Genomic DNA, 20,400 nt, shown 5'->3' with positions numbered 1-20,400 from the left:
TTACACGGGGACGGTTGCGCAAGCGTCGGTGTTTTTGACGGTGATTCAAAGGCGATGTGTTAAGATTTGAAGGTTGCGTCGATCGTCGCATTGCAATCGCTTTTTTCGACTATTCCTGTCGCGCCATCATGAAACTCTCCCATTGGATCCAGCAGCTCGCCGGCGCTCGCTTGCCGGTGCGTCGGAGACGCAAGGAGCGACGGAGAAACGATCTGGTTGCCGAATTGAACGTCACGCGGCTGGAGACACGACGTGTGCTGAACGGCGATGGATTGGTGATCGACGCCGGCGCCGACGCCAACGACGGACACGCCGATGCGTTTCATCTGACGTTCGATCAGGACCAGCTGCACGTTAGCGTCAACGGGGAACGCGTCAACAGTGTGTCGATCGACCAAGCCGACACGATCACGGTCCAAGGCTCCAGCGACGACGATTCGCTGGTCGTGGACCTCGGTGACGGTTCGCTGGCGGGGCAGCAGATTCGATTTGACGGGGGTGAAGGTCGCGATCACGTTCGTCTGGTCACCGCCGAACACATCCAGTCCCTGATTCATTCGATCAATGCCCCGGGGGCGATCGAATCGGAAGTGCGATCGGATTCCGGCACTGCAAACCTGCAATTGGTCGGCATCGAAGACCTGAGCCAGGATTTGAATGTGGAGCGAATGACCGTCCAGTTGGGAGACGATGTCGACCGAGCCGCAATCGATCGTATCGATAGCCCGGGTGTCAGTCAGATTCAGGTTTGGCACACGTCCGAATCAGCTGCCGAAACGCAATCGCCGTTCACGCTGTCGCTGGAAGCACCCGACGAGGAGTTGCGAATCGTTTCGGATGTCGACGATGAATCCGACGGGCAGCAGGTCGAAGTCCGCGGGCTTGCGGATTCGTTCGCCGCAAGCTTTGTCTTTCAAGGCGACCAGAACGATTCGATCGTGTTTGCGGGCGAAACCGATCTCGGCGGCGGTGACTTGAACGTGACGGCGGGCCATGCGCATTTCGAATCCGCCATCCGCACGGACCATGCCGCGATCGAAGTTACCGCGACCGAAGAGTTGTCGCTAGCTGAATCGGGCAGCATCACGAACCACGGAGGAACGGTTCGGTTGTCGGGGCCAGCGATCGACGTGGCGGGATCGATCGAAGCCTCAGCGGGATTTGTTTCCATCGACAGCGGTGATCAAGGCGTCTCGATCGTCCGCGGTCTGATCGATGTGTCATCCGTTGACGCAGACGGACAAGGCGGGGTCGTCCATGTTCTGGGAATGCACGTCGGTTTGTTCGACGCGGCGCGGATCGACGCCTCAGGACCCGCCGGCGGCGGAACGGTCTTGATCGGCGGTGATTATCAAGGCAAGGGATCGGTCGGCAATGCAAACGTCACGTACGTGTCGCAACAGTCCATCGTACGCGCCGACGCAATTGACAGCGGGCGCGGCGGGAAAGTGATTGTTTGGGCCGACCACACGACACGCGTGCACGGGACGATCACCGCGCGCGGTGGCAACGCACAAGGAGACGGCGGGCTGATCGAAACGTCCGGAAAGGCGTCGTTGGACGTCCGGTCCAGCTGGATCGATGCCAGCGCCACGGCCGGTGCCGCCGGGACATGGCTGCTGGACCCGTACAACGTCACGATTTCCAACGGCAATACCCAAACCAACATCGACACCGCAGCCGGCGTGTTTTCCCCCAACGCGGCTGGTGCGGAAATCGGTGACGACCACATCAACGCAGCGCTCGACGCGGGGACCAGCGTCACGATCACCACCGATGCCGGCGGCGGCGGGGTTCAAAGCGGACGTATCCGGCTCGAATCCGACGCCGACATCGTGCTTTCGACCGCGGTCACGGTCACGTTAAGTTTGGTGGCGGCCGGAGACATCGATCTGCAAGGCACGATCACGACAGCGACGGGCACGCTGAATGTGGAATTGATCGCCAATGATAACAGCGGGACCCAAGGCGACATATTCACCGCCGCCGGCGACGTTCGTGTGCGTGATGCGGTCACGACCGGAGGCGGCACGTTCACGTCCTCCGGCGTCGACTTCGACAACGACAGTGGCAGCGGTTTAATCACGACCGATGGCGGCCTGGTCACCCTGAACCATACAGGAAACGTCACTGTTGCCGCGGCGATCAATGCGGGCACGGGGGACGTGGACATCACGACGACCGGCGGCAACATCAACGGTGGCGGCATCGTCACGGCGGCGACGTTGACCTTGGACGCAAGTGGTGCGATCGGAAACAACACAACCTTCAACAGCGATGTGGACACCCTGGACTTGACCACCGGCGGGGCGGCCGGTGCCGGGAACATCACGTTGGTCGAAGCCGACGGGGCGAGTCTATCGTTCGCAACCGCCGCCACGGCACAGTCGGTCGATGTCACAGTGACCAGCGGAGACTTGACGATCGACGCTGCATCGGGCGACGGCAATGACAACGTCACGTTGACGACGGTCGGTGGGAATCTGGACGGCGGAGCAACGGTGACGGCCGACATGTTGACACTGGACGCTAGTGGCGGGATCGGCGTCGGAACCACCTTTGACTCCGACGCCGCGACATTGGCGTTGACAAGTGCCGGAGTCGCCGCAGCAGGCAACATCACGATCGTCCAAGCCGATGCGGCAAGTCTTTCCATCACCACCCACACATCCGCCCAAACGGTCGACGTGACGTTCACCACCGGCGACTTGACCGTCAATTCAGCCTTCGGGGATGGCAATGACAATATCAACCTGACCGCTTCCGACGGTGATGTGCTCGGCGGCGCGACGGTGACCGCCGACACGTTGACGGTCAACGCCAGCGGAGGCATTGGGATCGGAACCGCGCTCTCGACCGATGCCAACAGCTTGGACCTAACGACCGCCGGCATCGCTGGGGCGGGCAACATCGCCGTGATTCAAGACAATGTCGCCGACGTGATGATCAGCACCGATGCGTCGGCACAGACCATCAGTGTGACACTCGTTGGCGGGGACTTGACCATCGGTGCCGCACTCGGCGACGTCAACGACAATCTGACCTTCATCGCATCAGGCGGTGACATCGTCGGCGGTGGCACGGTGACGGCCAACACCTTGACACTTGACGCCAACGGTGGCATCGGCATCGGGACCGCCGTCACCGCCAACGCCGCCACTTACAGCCTGACCAGCGGCGGTGCCGGCGCGGCTGGGAATATCACACTGATTGATGCGGGTGCACTGAACACCAGCCAAATCACCACTTTGTCGACCACCGGAGCCGCGCAAACGATCAGCCTGACCGCGACGGTCGGCGATCTGGTCCTCGACGGAGCGATTGGCGATCCTGCCGATGACTTGATCCTGATCGCTATCGCAGGCGACATCGTCGGCGGTGCGGGAACGGCAACCGCGGCAACCTTGACCCTCGACGCCAGCGGCGGGATCGGCATCGGAACCGCGGTCAGCACCAACGCCACCACCTACAATTTGGTCACCGCCGGTGTCGGAAACGCCGGGAACATCGCGTTGGTTGACACGGGCAGTTTCATCACCAATGAAATCAACACGCTGACCACAGACGGCAGCATCCAAACCGTCAGCCTGACCGCCACCACGGGCAATTTGACCATCGGAACCGCAATCGGAGAGGCGGCCGACAACCTGACCCTGATTGCGACCGCCGGCAACATCGTCGGCGGAGCGACCGCCACGGCTGCAATCCTGACGCTCCAGGCCGGCGGAGGGATCGGCATCGGGACCGCGGTCACCGCTGACGCGACCGGCTACAGTTTGACCACGGCGGGCAGTGGAGCTGCGGGAGACATCTCGCTGATTGATGTGGGTGCTCTCAACACCAATCAGATCTCGACGTTAACAACCGACGGAACAACGCAAACCATCAGCCTGACCGCATCGACCGGCGACTTGACTGCGGGCGGTGCGATCGGCGACGCCGCCGACAACTTGACGTTGATTTCCAGCGCCGGAGATGTCGTCGGCGGGGCGACGGTGACTGCCGCGACGCTGACGATCAATGCGGCCGGTGGCATCGGCATCGGAACGACGTTCAACTCCGATGCTGCGACGCTGGCACTGACCAGCGGTGGACTCGCCGCGGCGGGCAACATCACCATCATCGAAGCCGATGCGGCGAACCTTTCCATCGCCACGGATGCGTCGGCGCAAACGGTCGACGTGACGATCACCAGCGGCGACTTGACCGTCAGCGGAGCGATCGGTGACGTCAACGACGACGTCAACCTGACCGCGTCGGGCGGTGACGTCGTCGGTGGTGCGTTGGTCACCGCTGACACGTTGACGGTCGACGCCAGCGGTGGCATCGGGATTGGAACGGCGCTTTCCACCGATGCCAACACACTGGATCTGACAACCGCCGGGGTCAACGCCGCGGGCGACATTACCGTCACCCAAGCCGACGCGGCCAGCTTGATGGTCAGCACCGATGCCTCGGGGCAAACCATCAGCGTCACGCTCTCGACCGGCGACTTCACCGTCGGCGGCGCCCTCGGTGACGGCAACGACAGCTTGACCTTCATCGCTTCGACCGGCGACATCGTCGGCGGCGGAACCGTGACTGCCAACGCCTTGACGCTCCAGGCCAGCGGCGGCATCGGCATCGGAACCGCCGTCACCGCCAACGCGGCCACCTACAGCCTGACCAGCGGCGGTACCGGCGCGGCCGGAAACATTACCCTCATTGACACCGGCGCCCTGGACACCAGTCAAATCACCACGCTGTCGACCGCCGGGTCGGCGCAGACGATCCGATTGACCGCGACGACGGGCGACTTGACCCTCGGCGGATCGCTCGGCGATTCGGGAGATGATCTGATCCTGACCGCTTTGGACGGTGACATCGTCGGCGGTGCGGGAACGGCAACGGCGGCAGCGTTGACGCTCGACGCCAGCGGTGGGATCGGGATCGGAACGGCGGTTACCGCCGACGCGGCGACCTACAGCCTGACCACGGCCGGTGTCGGTATCGCCGGCAACATTGCATTGATCGATGCCGGGGCTCTCAACACCAACCAAATCGCATCCCTGACGACCGATGCTTCGGCGCAGCTCGTCAGCCTGACCGCGTCGGGCGGCAACCTGACGATCGGAACCGCGATCGGTGACACGGTCGACAACCTGACCCTGATTGCGGCTTCTGGGAACATCGTCGGCGGTGCGACCGCGACGGCTGCAACCTTGACGCTCAGCGCCGTTGGCGGGATCGGGATCGGGACGGCCGTGACCGCTGACGCGGCCAGCTACAGTTTGACGACGACGGGCACGGGCACCGCGGGCGACATCAGGCTGATCGATACCGGTGCGCTGAACACCGATCAGATCACGCTCGCAACCGACGGAACCACGCAAACGATCAGCCTGACCGCATCGACCGGCGACTTGACCGCAGGCAGTGCGATCGGCGACGCCGCCGACAATCTGACGCTGGTCTCCAGCGCCGGAGATGTCGTCGGCGGGGCGAGCGTGACCGCGGCGACGCTGACCATCAATGCGGCCGGCGGCATCGGCATCGGAACGGCATTCAATTCCGACGCCGCGACGCTGGCACTGACCAGCGGCGGACTCGCCGCGGCAGGCAACATCACCCTCATCGAAGCCGATGCGGCCAACCTTTCCATCGCCACGGATGCGTCGGCGCAAACGGTCGACGTGACCATCACCACCGGCGACTTGACCGTAAACGGAGCGATCGGCGACGCAAACGACGACGTCAACCTGACCGCGTCGGGCGGTGACGTCGTCGGTGGAGCGACCGTGACGGCCGACACGTTGACGGTGGTCGCCAGCGGAGGCATCGGAATCGGAACGGCGCTTTCCACCGATGCCAACACGCTGGATCTGACAACCGCCGGTGTCAACACCGCAGGCGACATCACCGTCATCCAAGCAGACGCAGCCAGCTTGATGGTCAGCACCGATGCGTCGGGGCAAACCATCAGCGTCACGCTCTCGACCGGCGACTTCACCGTCGGCGGCGCCCTCGGTGACGGCAACGACAGTTTGACCTTCATCGCTTCGGCCGGCGACATCGTCGGCGGCGGCACCGTGACCGCCAATGCGTTGACGCTCAACGCTAGCGGTGGGATCGGGATCGGAACCGCCGTCACCGCCAACGCAACGAGCTACAGCCTGACCAGCGGCGGTGCCGGCACGGCCGGAAACATCACTCTCATTGACACCGGCGCCCTGGACACCAGCCAAATCACCACGCTGTCGACTGCCGGGTCGGCGCAAACAATCAGCCTGACCGCGACCACGGGTGATTTGACCGTCGGTGGATCGATTGGCCATTCGGCAGACGACTTGAACCTGACCGCTTTGGACGGTGACATCGTCGGCGGTGCGGGAACGGCAACCGCGGCCACCTTGACGCTCAACGCCAGCGGCGGCATCGGGATCGGAACCGCGGTCAACGCCAACGCGACCAGTTACAGCCTGACCACTGCCGCTGTCGGTGCCGCCGGCAACATCGCGTTGGTCGATACCGGAGCCTTCAACACCAATCAAATCGCATCATTGACGACCGATGCTTCGGCTCAACTCGTCAGCCTAACCGCGTCGACCGGCAACCTGACGATCGGCACCGCGATCGGCGACACCATCGACGACTTGACCCTGATCGCGACCGCCGGCAACATCGTCGGCGGCGCGACCGCCATCGCCGCAACCTTGACACTGCAGGCCGGAGGCGGGATCGGCATCGGCACGGCCGTGACCGCCGACGCGACCAGTTACAGCCTGACCACGGCAGGGACCAACGCCGCAGGCAACATCTCGCTGGTCGACACCGGGGCACTCAACACCAATCAGATCACGCTTGCGACCGACGGAACAACGCAAACCATCAGTCTGACCGCATCGACAGGAAACTTGACCGCCGGTGCGGCGATCGGCGACGCCGCCGACAATCTGACGCTGGTCTCCAGTGCCGGAGATGTCGTCGGCGGGGCAAGCGTGACCGCGGCGACGCTGACCATCAATGCAGCCGGCGGCATCGGCATCGGCACGGCATTCAATTCCGACGCCGCGACGCTGGCACTGACCAGCGGCGGAATCGCCGCGGCGGGCAACATCACCCTCGTCGAAGCCAATGCGGCGAATCTTTCCATCGCCACGGATGCCTCGGCGCAAACGGTCGACATAACCATCACCACCGGCGACTTGACCGTAAACGGAGCGATCGGCGACGCAAACGACAACGTCAACCTGACCGCGTCGGGCGGTGACGTTGTCGGTGGAGCGACCGTGACGGCCGACACGTTGACGGTGGTCGCCAGCGGAGGCATCGGGGTCGGAACGGCGCTCGCCACTGACGCCAATACATTGGATCTGACGACCGCCGGTGTCGGCGCCGCCGGCGACATCACCGTCATCCAAGCCGACGCGGCCAGCTTGATGGTCAGCACCGATGCCTCGGGCCAAACCATCAGCGTCACGCTCTCCACCGGCGACTTCACCGTCGGCGGCGCGCTCGGTGACGGCAACGACAGCTTGACCTTCATCGCTTCGGCCGGCGACATCGTCGGCGGCGGCACCGTGACCGCCAATGCCCTGACACTCGACGCCAGCGGCGGCATCGGTATCGGAACCGCCGTCACCGCCAACGCGGCCACTTACAGCCTGACCAGCGGCGGTGCCGGCGCGGCCGGAAACATCACTCTCATTGACACTGGCGCCCTAAACACCAGCCAAATCACCACCCTGTCGACCGCCGGATCGGCGCAGACGATCAGCTTGACCGCGACCACGGGCGACTTGACCGTCGGTGGATCGATTGGCCATTCGGCAGACGACTTGAACCTGACCGCTTTGGACGGTGACATCGTCGGTGGTGCGGGAACGGCAACGGCGGCCACCTTGACCCTCGACGCCAGCGGCGGCATCGGGATCGGGATCGGAACCGCGGTCAACGCCAACGCGACCAGTTACAGCCTGACCACTGCCGCTGTCGGTGCCGCCGGCAACATCGCGTTGGTGGATACCGGAGCCTTCAACACCAATCAAATCGCGTCGTTGACGACCAATGCTTCGGCGCAAGTCGTCAGCCTGACCGCCTCGACCGGCAACCTGACGATCGGCACCGCGATCGGCGACACCGTCGACGACTTGACCCTGATTGCGACCGCCGGCAACATCGTCGGCGGTGCGAGCGCGACCGCCGCAACCTTGACGCTCAGCGCCGGCGGCGGGATCGGCATCGGGACGGCCGTGACCGCCAGCGCGAACAGCTACAGCCTGACCACGTCGGGAACCGGCACCGCGGGTAACATCTCGCTGATCGATACCGGCGCGCTGAACACCAATCAGATCACGACGCTTGCGACCGACGGATCGGCACAAACGGTCAGCCTGACCGCGTCCACGGGAAACTTGACGATCGGGTCTGCGATCGGCAACAGCACCGACAACTTGACTCTCGTTTCCACGGCCGGAGATGTCGTCGGCGGCGCAACCGCGACCGCCGAGACGTTGACGGTCACGGCTAGCGGAGCGATCGGCAACGGTTCGGCGTTGATGACTGACGCCAACACGTTGAACCTGACAACCAGTGGCGTGGGGCTTGCCGGCAACATCACGGTCATTCAAGCCGACGCTGCGAATCTTTCGGTCACCACGGACGCGTCGGCACAAACGATCAGTGTGACCGTCTCGACCGGCGACTTCACCCTAGGCGGTTCGATCGGCGACGGGAACGACAGTCTGGCCTTGAGCGCGACGTCGGGAAACATTGTCGGCGGCGGCACGGTGACGGCCAACGATTTGACCTTGAGCGCCGGTGGCGGAATCGGAATCGGGACTGCGGTCACGGCCGACGCGACGACGTACAGTTTGACTTCTGCCGGAGTCGGTGCGGCGGGCGACATCACGCTGGTTGACACCGGAGCGCTGAACACCAATCAGATCACGACGCTGAACACCGGCGCGTCGTCTCAAACGATCCGTCTGACCGCGTCCGGTGGCGACCTGACCATCGGCGGTGCGATTGGCGACGGCAATGACAATTTGACCTTCATCTCAACCGCCGGTGACATCGTCGGCGGTGGTACGGTCACGGCCAATCTGCTGACACTCGATGCCAACGGCGGCATCGGAATCGGGACTGCGGTCACCGCCAACGCCGCCACGTACAGCCTGACCAGCGGCGGTGCCGCGGCGGCCGGGAACATCACGCTCGTCGACACCGGGGCGCTGAACACCAATCAAATCACTACGCTATCGACGGCGGGGTCAACCCAGACGATTCGCTTGACCGCCACCGGCGGCAACGTGACTGTCGGCGGTGCGATCGGTGATGCCTCGGATAATTTGCACTTGACCGCGACGGCCGGAAACATCGTCGGCGGAGGCGCGACGTTGACGGCAGCAACCTTAACCCTCAATGCAAGCGGCGGCATCGGTATCGGAACGGCGGTTGCGGCCGATGCGTCCGGCTACAGCTTGATCACCGCGGGCGTCGGCTCGGCCGGCAACATCCGTCTGGTCGACGTCAATGCATTGAGCACCAGCCAAGTTGCGCTGACGACCGACGCGTCCTCCCAAACGGTCGACTTGACCGCATCGACGGGAAATTTGACGATCAACAACGCGATCGGCGACACGGTCGACAACTTGACGCTTCGCGCGTTGGTCGGCGATGTGGTGGGCGGGGCGACCGCGACGGCCAACCAACTTCGTTTGGAGGCCGGGGGTGGAATCGGAATCGGCACCGCCGTCACTGCCGATGCGACAACGTATCATTTGACCAGTGCTGGCAATGCGGCTGCCGGCAACATCACGTTGTTCGACACCGGCACACTCAACACCTCCCAGGTCACGCTGTCGACCGACGGTTCGGCGCAGCTCGTTCGCCTGGATGCGTTGGGCGGTGACCTGATCGTTGGCGGGGCGATCGGCAACGCAACCGACAGTCTGACGCTCAGCGCAGCGGCCGGCAACGTCGTTGGCGGTGCGACGGCAACCGCGACGACGTTAACGGTGACGGCGAGCGGGGGAATCGGCATCGGAACGGTCTTGAGTACAACGGCTGACACGCTGGACTTGACGACAACAGGCGTCGGCGCGGCCGGGAACATCCGTGTCGTCGAATCCGATGCAAGCACCTATTCGGTGACGACCGACGCGTCGGCCCAGTTGATCCAGCTGACACAAAGCACAGGCGACTTCACGATCGGCGGTGCGATCGGCGACGGCGGTGACAGTTTGACCTTCGTCGCGACGACCGGAAACATCGTGGGCGGCGGGACGGTGACGGCCGACGCATTGGTGTTGCAAGCCGGTGGCGGCATCGGTGTCGGCACCGCGATCACCGCCAACGCGACAAGCTACAACCTGACGACTTCGGGAATCGGTTCGGCCGGCGACATCACCCTGATCGACACCAATTCGCTGAGCACCAGCCAGATCACGGGGCTATCAACCGCGACGACGACACAAACGGTCAGTTTGACCGCATCAACCGGCAATCTGACCGTCGACGTGGCGATCGGTGATGCGGGAGATCACTTGGTCCTGAGCGCGAGCAGCGGGAACGTCGTCGGTGGTGCGACCGCGACGGCGGCGAATTTGACGGTGGTCGCCGGTGGCGGGATCGGCATCGGCACCGCGCTGCAGACCGACGCCGATGCGTTGGATCTGACCACCAGTGGCAGCAACGGTGCGGGCAACATCACGGTCGTCGAAGCCGATGCGGTCAACCTGTCGATCACGACCGCGGCGTCGGCCCAATCGGTCAGCGTCACAGTCAGCAACGGAAACCTGACGGTCAACAGCGCGATCGGTGACGCCAACGATGACTTGGTGTTGATCACGTCGGGTGGCGACGTGGTCGGCGGCGGTCTGGTGACCGCCGACACGTTGACGGTTAATTCCAGCGGCGGCATCGGCAACGGGGTGCCTTTGCAGACCGATGCCAACACGCTGGATCTGACATCGGCGGGCGTCGGTGCGGCGGGCGACATCCGCGTGGTTCAAGCCGACGCGGCCAACCTGTTGATCGCGACCGACGCCTCGGCGCAGACGATCTCCGTCACTCTGTCGACCGGCGACTTCACCGTCGGCGGTGCGATCGGCGATGGCAACGACAGTTTGATGTTTGCCGCGACCAGCGGGAACATCGTCGGCGGTGGAACCGTGACCGCTAACGACTTGACCCTCAGTGCCGGTGGCGGGATCGGAATCGGAACAGCGGTCACTGCCGACGCGGCGACCTACAACTTGACCACCGCGGGTGTGGGTGCGGCCGGCAACATTTCGTTGGTCAGCACCGGCGGTTTGAACACCGCCCAGGTCACGCTGGCAACCGACGCGTCGGTGCAAACGATCGACTTGACCGCATCGTCGGGTGATTTGGTCGTCGGCGGTGCGATCGGCAACACGACCGATCATCTGACGCTCCGCACCAGTGCCGGAAACGTCGTCGGCAACGCGATCGCCTCCGCTGCGACGTTGACGGTTCTCTCATCGGGCGGCATCGGTATCGGCACGGCGCTGGGCACCAACGCCGACACGTTGAACCTGACCACAGGCGGAAGCGGCGCGGCGGGAAACATCACCGTCGTCGAAACCGACGCGGTCGATTTGTCGATCACCACGGCGGCATCGGCCCAGACCGTTGATATCACCGTGTCGTCGGGCAACCTGGATGTGGCCGGACCGATCGGTGATGCCAACGACGACTTATCGTTGACAGCGAACACCGGTAATGTCGGTGGTGGATCGACCGTGACGGCTGATACATTGACCGTCAAAGCGGGCGGTGGGATCGGGATCGGAACCGCGTTTGACACCGACGCCAACACCCTTCACTTGACATCCTCGGGAATCGGATCGGCGGGTGACATCACGATCGTCGAAGCCGACTCGGCCAATTTGATGATCACCACGGACGCGTCGGCCCAAACGATCGATGTGACGATCAGCAGCGGAGATTTCAACATGGGCGGCGCGATCGGCGACGCCAACGACGACTTGCGATTTGCCACTCCCGCCGGAAACATCAATGGCGGGGCGACGGTGACGGCCAACAGTCTGACGCTATCGGCCGGCGGAGGCATCGGGATCGCCACCGCCGTCGTCGCCGATGCGGCAAGCTACGATTTGACATCGGCCGCCTCCGGTTCGGCCGGCAACATCACGCTGATCGATACCGGAGCGTTGAACACCAGTCAGATCACCGGATTGTCGACTCATGGGTCCAGCCAAACCGTCACGTTGACGGCATCCGCCGGTCCCTTGACCGTCGATGGTGCGATCGGAAATGCCAGCGATGACTTGACGCTGATCGCGGCATCGGGTGACCTGATCGGCGGCTCGGTCGCGACGGCTGACGTGTTGCGACTGTCTGCGGCCGGGGGCATTGGGATCGGCACCGCACTGTCGGCCGATGCAATCTCCTATCAGCTTTCCAGTTCGGGCGTCGGTGCCGCCGGCGACATTTCGTTGATCAACCAGGGGGCGTTGAACACCAGCCAGATCACGACGCTTTCGACCGATGCATCGACGCAAACGATCAGTCTTGCCGCCTCGTCGGGCAATCTGACCTTGAACACCGCAATCGCCCACGCAAATGACAATTTCGCTCTGACCGCTTCCGGTGGCGCGGTCCAACAGTCCGGTGGGTCAATCACGGCCAGCGGATTGTCGGTCGATGCGGTGACGGGGATTGATTTGGCCACCACCGTCTCGGCGCTGAGCGCGATCAATCGGGGCTCGGGAGACATACAGATCGCTGAATCCGACGCGATCACGATCACCAATGCCAACCAACTCGGCTCCGGCGACGTTGACATCAACGCCGGCGGCTCGATCGTGGTGGACAACGGTCGCTCGGTCAACGACGCGATCACCACGGTCGGTGGAGCGATCACGGTTCAGGCTACCGGCGCGGCATCCGACTTGGTCGTCGTCCGAACGATCAGCTCCGATAGCGGGCAAATCAACTTGAGTGCCGACGATGACTTATCGATCTTAGCAGCGGGCCGGGTCACCACCGGAAATAACGACGCGGTCGGGGTCAGCATCGCGGCCAACGCCGACGGCGCCGGATCGGGATTGCTGACCCTGGACGATTCCGCCATCGTTTCGACCAACAAGGGCAGGATCAGCGGCGTGCTGGTCAATTCCAGCAATCCGATCAGCGGTGTTCAAGTCGGTGAGCGGCTCGGCGGCACCCAGCGGAACGCGCAAATCGACGTGACGGTCAACGATCCGTCGGGGCTGGGGTTCGTCGCCCAGGTGGACTGGTTGGAGGGCACCCCCGGGGACAGCGACCCGTCGCGTCGCAACCCGCTGGAGCAAGACATCAGCGTCGGTGGGGTCGCGGTGAACTATCAACACTCCTATGACGTCGCCCCGAACCAGGGTGACATCATCGTCAACGTCGCACTGACGTCGATCGCCGACGGTTCGATCCTATTGACACAAAACTCATTCGATGTACTCGATCGACCGGAGTTCGCCACCACGGTCACGCTGCAAGTGGAAGGCGCGTTGCTGCCGTTTTCGGCGCCCCTGCCCGAATCAGACAGCGTCACCTTCGTGCGCACGATCGAGCAGATTGTGATCACCACTCCGGCGACCCAACGCATCGTCGTCGTCGCCCCCCCGTTGCAATTGAACAATTCGGTCGGTTCGGCCGTTGTGACCAGCCAACGTTATTACGTGCTGCGAATCGTTTCGTTTGGTGCCGAGTCGGAAGGCGAGGTCAAGCTTTGGGAGTCCGAACAGGGCAGAGAAGAATACAGTCTGCCGGACTTGGAAGACCCCGATTCCGGTGCGGGATTCGAACTCAGCCAACTGCCGGAGTTGTTCAAACGACTGCCGGACGATCGCTATCGAATCTATTTGATCGAAGGCCAAACCGAGCGTTTGGTGCTGGACTTTATCATTCGCGACGGCCAACCGATCGAAGCGCAAACGGACGCCCCGGTCCAATCGGACGGCGAGTCCGTCGAGGAAGACGGCGAGAATCGGATCGACGCCGAACAAGACGCTGTGCCGCCAGAACAGCCCGACGCGGAGTCGGGCGGTCGAGCGAACCTCAGCAGCATCGAACGACTCGGTAGCGTTCCGGTCGTGTCCAGCGGCAGCATCATTCTGGCCGCGGGGATGGCCAAACGGGATGCCAAAGGCCTGCGTCGATCGTCGCAACCCGTCTCGTCGTCGGCAAGACGCCATCGAAATCAATTGTCAGCACGGAGACCAGCGTCATGGCGCTAATCTGTTCTTATTGCGGTTCACTGTGTAGCCAACGCGACCAGGCGAATGGGCGTTGCGGAAGCTGCGCGTGCTTTTTTACCGGCAACGAAGAAATCATCCCCGACGCCCCGACCTCCGAGTCGGCCGCAGCAGCTGACGATGGCCCGGCGTCTCCGTTTGCCGCACCAAAAGCGGATCGCGATGAAGTCCGGCCTGATTCGCCCGATGACCGACCGGAACTTGGCGCGACGTCCGTCGAAGAAGCCGGCGATCAGTCCGGCGAGAAGGCTCCCGTAGCGAGCGGATTTGACCCGACGGCAGTGGAGCCGGACAGCCCGCGGGGCGAATTGAACAGCAGCGAAGGGTTGATCCAGCCGCGGCGCCTGTCGCCGCAGTTTCGACGGCGTGTCGAGCGGACCTGGGAATCGACCTTCGGCGGCGGCGGATTCACCGCCGAAAGCACGCTCAGTTCGCACCAGCCGTCGACGGAAACGAAAGTCGAAAGCCCGACGTTGAGCATCGCGACGCGAAAAATCACCAAGGGAAAACCCGGCACCAAGGGGGCCAGCGAAGGCGATTACGAGTTGGCCGAAGTGATCGGCGAAGGCAGCATGGGCCGCGTCTGGTCGGCCCGCCAAACATCGCTGGACCGAAACGTGGCGGTCAAGGTGCCGATGGCGGAGTTGGCCGGCGCCGGAAGCGTGGGCGAAAGCCAGTTCATTTCCGAAGTCGTCGTCACCGGACAACTGGAACACCCCAACATCGTTCCGATTTACGAACTGGGACGCGATGCAACCGGGATCCCGTTCTACTCCATGAAACACGTCCAAGGGCGACCTTGGAATGAGTTCATTGGTGAGAACACGGACCAGGAGAACCTGGAAATCCTGATGAAGGTTTGTGACGCGATCGCCTTCGCTCACGACCGGAACTTCCTGCACCGCGACATCAAACCCCACAACGTCATGGTGGGCGAGTTCGGCGAAGTCTCGGTGATGGACTGGGGGATCGCCGTGTCGATCACCAAGGATCCCAGCCAACCTTGGGCTTCGGTCGCAACCGGACCGGCGGGCACACCGGCGTACATGGCGCCCGAGATGGCCGCCCACAATCCTTCCGAGCTGGGCGTGGTTAGCGACATCTACCTGCTGGGGGCGGTCTTGTACGAGATCGTCACGGGAACCCCGCCGCACCCCAAGACCGGCGACACCGGCGAAGCCTTGCTGGCGGCGGCGGCCAACGAGATCATCCCCACGACGCGGACGGGAGAATTGGTGGACATCGCGCGTCGAGCGATGGCGACCAAGTTGGAGGACCGCTACCAGAGCGTCCAAGAGCTGCAAGATGCGATTCGTGAATATCAATCGCACCGCGAAAGCATCAAGTTGTCCGAAAGTGCCGACGAGCACTTTGCCAATGCGAAAAAGAATCAAAGCAGTGACGAATTTGCCCGCGCCCGATTCGCCTATGAAGAAGCGTTAAAACTTTGGGACGGCAACACCGCCGCGGTCAGCGGGATGCGTTTGGCGACCCTGGCACACGCCAGAAACGCGCTCGACCAAGAGAACTATGAACTGGGAATCTCCGTCCTGGATCCGGAAAACCCCGAGCACCGCGACCTGCTGTCCAAATTGGAACTCAAGCGCGCCGCACGCCGCCGATTGGCGTGGTTTTCTAAAATTGCAGCGGGCACCGCGATCGCGGCCGTTTTGACGGTCGTTGCCGTGACGCTGTACTTCTACATGGAGTCGCTGGAAAACGCCAAGTCGCTGGAAACCCAACGGGATTACGCCCGTGAACAACAGGTCATCGCCACGAATCTAAAAACGAAGGCCGAAACCGAAAAAGAGAATGCCGAAAGCGCGCGGAACGAAGCCTTTCGGGCTCAACGTCAAGCACGGCGATTGGAAGCCGAAGCGCGACTGGAAAAACGTCGCGCCGAAGAAGCCCCCTATGGATCGGAGATCGGATTGGCCGCCGAATCGATCCGACGCAAGCTGCGCGACAAGGCCGAGCGGATTCTGGATAAACTGGATCCGACCCAACCCGATGCCGATCCGGTCATGTCACAATTGCGGCACATCGAGTGGGGAATCCTGAAACACAGTTGGAGTCCCGCTGCGGTCGCGACGCTGACGGGCAAAGACCATGTCAAAGCGGTCGCCAGTTCGCGAGAGGGGCTGGTGTTTGCCGCGGGGACCGACGACGGAAATGTCTTGTTGTGGCAGGGCGTCGACGATCTGGATTCAGAGGTCGAACCGACGACGATCCGGTTCGGCGTCAAGATCAACGCGGTCGCGGTTTCAAGTGACGGCCGTTTTCTAGCTGCGGCAGGCATTCGCCATCGCGATCCGGATGCGGCGACACAGCCGAGCGATTTTGACGTCTGTGTTTGGGAGGTCACGTCCGCAGGGATCGCACAATCCCCGATATTGCTTCACGGACACAAGGCCGAAGTTTTGAGCGTTGGTTTTTCCGGCGATGCGACCAAGGTTGTCACCAGCGCCGCCGACCGGACCGCAGTGGTCTGGGATCGCACCAGCGGCCAGCGACGCTCCGTGATGGCGGACCACTTGGATCCCAAGGTCTGGAGCGCTCGGTTGTCGGCGGACGATCCCGATCTGGTCGTGACCGCGTGTGAAGACGGCAGGGTGCGGGTGTGGAAGACGGCGTCGAATTCCGGCGGCGTCAGCGAAGCGAAGAAGTTGTACGATTTTCGTGGCCACGACGGTCCGGTTTATGCCGCCGTGTTCAGCCCCGACGGACGGTCGGTGCTCTCTGGCGGATACGATCGCAGCTTGCTGCGTTGGAACCTTGATTCGGCCCAGGCCGATGTCGTCGCGTCGAGCAGCGAGTTGCTGAAACAGCGGCTGCAAGGTCGGCTGGACGGCAGTCAATTGGCGGCGAACAAGCGAGATGAAATCGGCGCCCCCGGTGACCGACACACCGCCAGCATCCGCAGCATCGACGTGGGCCGACTGGGCGATCAACAATGCATCGTCACCGGCGGAAACGACAATACGGTCCGTGTGTGGAAGCCGGCGGGTGGGAGTTGGAAGCTCGACAAAGTGCTCAGCGGTCACGGGCGTTGGGTTCAATCATGCGTCTTTTCCAACCAAGGCGAGTTCGTGTTGTCGGGGGCCGATGACGGACTGAAGCTGTGGGCCTGGCAAGATTATTCCATGCCCCGCGATTTGGTGCCCGATCCGGAGGTGCGGTTGAGTCGACAACCGAGTGAACGCGGATTGTCCAGCGCGCTCAAATCAGTTTACTCACGCGATGGACGATGGATCGCCACGGTGTATGCCAACGGGACCGTCGAAGTGTGGGATCTGCAAAATCCGGGGCGGGCGACGGGCGAGATGCTGGTCCACGGCCACGCCATGTTGGCCGCCACCGGCGTGATGGATCGTAACGGCGAACGGTTGTTGACATCCGCCGGCGACAACACCACACGGCTATGGGACACCAACCGCGGCACCCACACGCTGAAACTTGACGGGACCGGATACCGCGGTGCCGCCGATGTCGCCTGGCGTCCAGATTCCCCGACCACGCTGGTGGTCACCGGCAGCGACGAACACATGACTCCGGCCTGGTTTTGGCGGATCGATCAGAACGGCGACGTCGTGAAAACCGCTTTGTTGGCGGACTATGCCCAAACGCAGTTGACCCAGCAGGCCGCCGCGGCATCCAAGCGTCGCAGCGCGAGTGTCTCGGCGGTGGCGCTACGCTCGGGCAGCGAAGGGATCGACGAACTGGACCGCTTGCGGCGGAGAATCCCCGACGTGACCACGATCAGCTTTGCTCCCGACGGTCAGCGATTCATGATCGGTGATTCCTCCGGTCATTGTTTCGTGTATCAGGTCGATGATGAATCGTCGGCCCCACGCCAATTGACTCGATTTCGGGCGCACCGATCGGCGGTCAGTTGTGCGGCATTTTTGCCACCGGGTCAGTCCTTGATCACCGCCGGCGTGGACGGTGAAGTGGTCAAATGGAACGCAAACGACGGAACGCAGGAAACGAAACTGCCGTGGCAGGGACCGGTGACGGCGCTGGACATCTCGACCGGTGGCGATCGATTGCTGGTCGGCCACGCCCCGCTTGAAGGCACGGAGTTTCCCGTTGCCCAGTTGTATCGTCTGGAAGGTGACGCCTTTCAATCGGAAGCCGAATTCGCATTGACCGATCCGGCGGGACGGCGCGACTGGACCGACAACCGGCCGACGATCCGATCGGCGCGTTTTGTGCCCGGCTCCGACCAGGCGGTGCTAAGTCTGTTCTTTCCGGCGCAGACGTCTTCGGCGGGTGAATCGACAAGCGCATCGCGTTACCGCGTGGGCTATTGGACCTGGAACGACGCGGGATCCGATTTCGCCGAAATGAATTCTTCGAAACTCGGTGACGTCTCGACCGCGATGGTGGTCGGCGATGAAGCGCGCGAGCGTCAACTGTTGGTGGTCGGCGGCAAAGGAGCTCGATTGCTGGCCGCCGACGACGACCGCCGCCTGAGCTTTACGACGCTGAAACGGAGTTTCCGCCCGGCGTCCAGCATCGCCGCGGTCGACTTTTCCTATGACATCGCGAGCGGTCAAAGTGATCGTCTGGTCGTCGGCGATAGCGAAGGAAACGTCCGTGTTTGGGAATTCGATGGCACGCATTGGAGCGAGACCAGTCTCGCGTCGGTGCATTTGGCCGGACGTCACGACGGGCCGATCGTGTCCACGGTCTTCGACCCGACCGATCCGAATCGTATGATCACCGCGGATCGCAACGGCACCTGGAAACTGTGGCAATTCAACGCGACGACGTGGGAGTCGGTTCCGTTGGCGATTCCCAACCAAGAACGTCGTGAATTGAGTTTTGCGATGTTTTCCCCCGATGGAAACCTGGTGCTGATCGGCACCGACACCGGCGCGAGCGTGTGGCGATTCGGTGATGACGGCACACTTGAACGCATCATGGAAACGTGGCAACCGGGCAAGGTGACGACGGCCGTCTTTGCCGACGATGGCAGTTGGATCGTGACCTGTGACGGTGACCGCGCGGTCGCGTTCTGGGACTTGCAAGGCAAACTGCTCGCGCGAATGGACGAAGAAGATGCCAGCGGAACGACCGCATTGGCACTGTCTTATGATCGTCGACGTTTGGTGACCGGCCAGGGCAAAGGGATCGGAATCTGGGACACCAGCCGGATCTTGGACGCGATCGCCGCCCAGGATCCGGCGGAAGACGAGGCGATGGGCGCGCCCGAAACCACTTCGAATGGACTGATCAAAGAACTGTTTACGCTGAATAAAAAACTGTTCCGGTTGGACGCCGAAAGCGAAGTCAATGCGGAAAGTGATGTGACGTCCATTTCGATCTCGCCCGACGGTCAAAACCTGCTGTCCTCGGGCATGAACGGCCAAACGACGATCTGGGAAGGTGCCCCGCTGTCTCCTATCACGTTTGCATTTTCCAACGACCAATTCTCCGTGCGACGCAATGTGCCCTTCAAAAATATCGGGGCGTCGGCGCTGCTGAGCGATCCCAGCCGACTGGCCCGATTCGACGGCGCGGAATTGACCGTCAGCATCGAAGGTGAATCGATCGAAGGAGAAAAGTTGGCAATTCGACCGCGTCGTGACTTGCTGGGCGCAACGATCGTTCTCCGAAACCAGCAAGGGCAGACGATGTGCTACCACCGCGCCCATCACCACGCGGAACTGAAAAAGATCGGAGAACTCCTTTCCGATGACGGCGCGTCGAATCGTTTGCGGGTTCGATTCGGCGAAGGGGTCGATGCCCGAGAGGTGCAAGCGTTGATCGCTACATTGGCCTATCGCGTCGAAACGTCAGCGGCCGAAGAGGCAGCGAATATCGCCGACGGTAGCGAGTCGGAGGACCAAGCATCACTGGAGGAGATGTCGGTGATTTCGAGAACGGTCCGAGTCGGTGTTTCAGGATTCCGGTATCGATCAAAGAATGCTGCGGACTCCTGGCAGGAAAGTGAATCCGTTAGCGGGACGATCACGATCGAAGTGGAACCGGACCACCGTGAAGAGGCAGGGCAACAGGGGGCGATGGTGGATCGAGTGGCGGTGGTCGGTGGATGAAGGGAAGGTTGGCAGAATGATACGGGGCAGAATGATGAAGACAGTTGAGGATGGGAGAGGATGGGGCAAAACGATGGGGG

General features: G+C 62.6%; 2 protein-coding genes. Both read left to right on the top strand.

What is annotated here, in order from left to right:
* Positions 1-128: 128 nt before the first annotated feature.
* A complete protein-coding gene (locus Mal15_RS26385; RefSeq protein ID WP_147870490.1) occupies positions 129-14,240 on the top strand; it encodes an S-layer family protein in 14,112 nt (4,703 codons plus the stop codon).
* Entirely contained in the window at positions 14,231-20,320 is a 6,090-nt protein-coding gene (locus Mal15_RS26380) for a protein kinase domain-containing protein (protein WP_147870489.1), read from the top strand. Before Mal15_RS26385 ends, Mal15_RS26380 begins: the two co-directional genes overlap by 10 nt.
* Positions 20,321-20,400 lie beyond the last annotated feature (80 nt).

The sequence above is a fragment of the Stieleria maiorica genome, from assembly GCF_008035925.1.
In the GTDB taxonomy this organism is placed as follows: Bacteria; Planctomycetota; Planctomycetia; order Pirellulales; family Pirellulaceae; genus Stieleria; species Stieleria maiorica.
The sequence above is the reverse complement of the archived record's forward strand: the minus strand, read 5'-3'. Positions and strand labels throughout refer to the sequence as shown.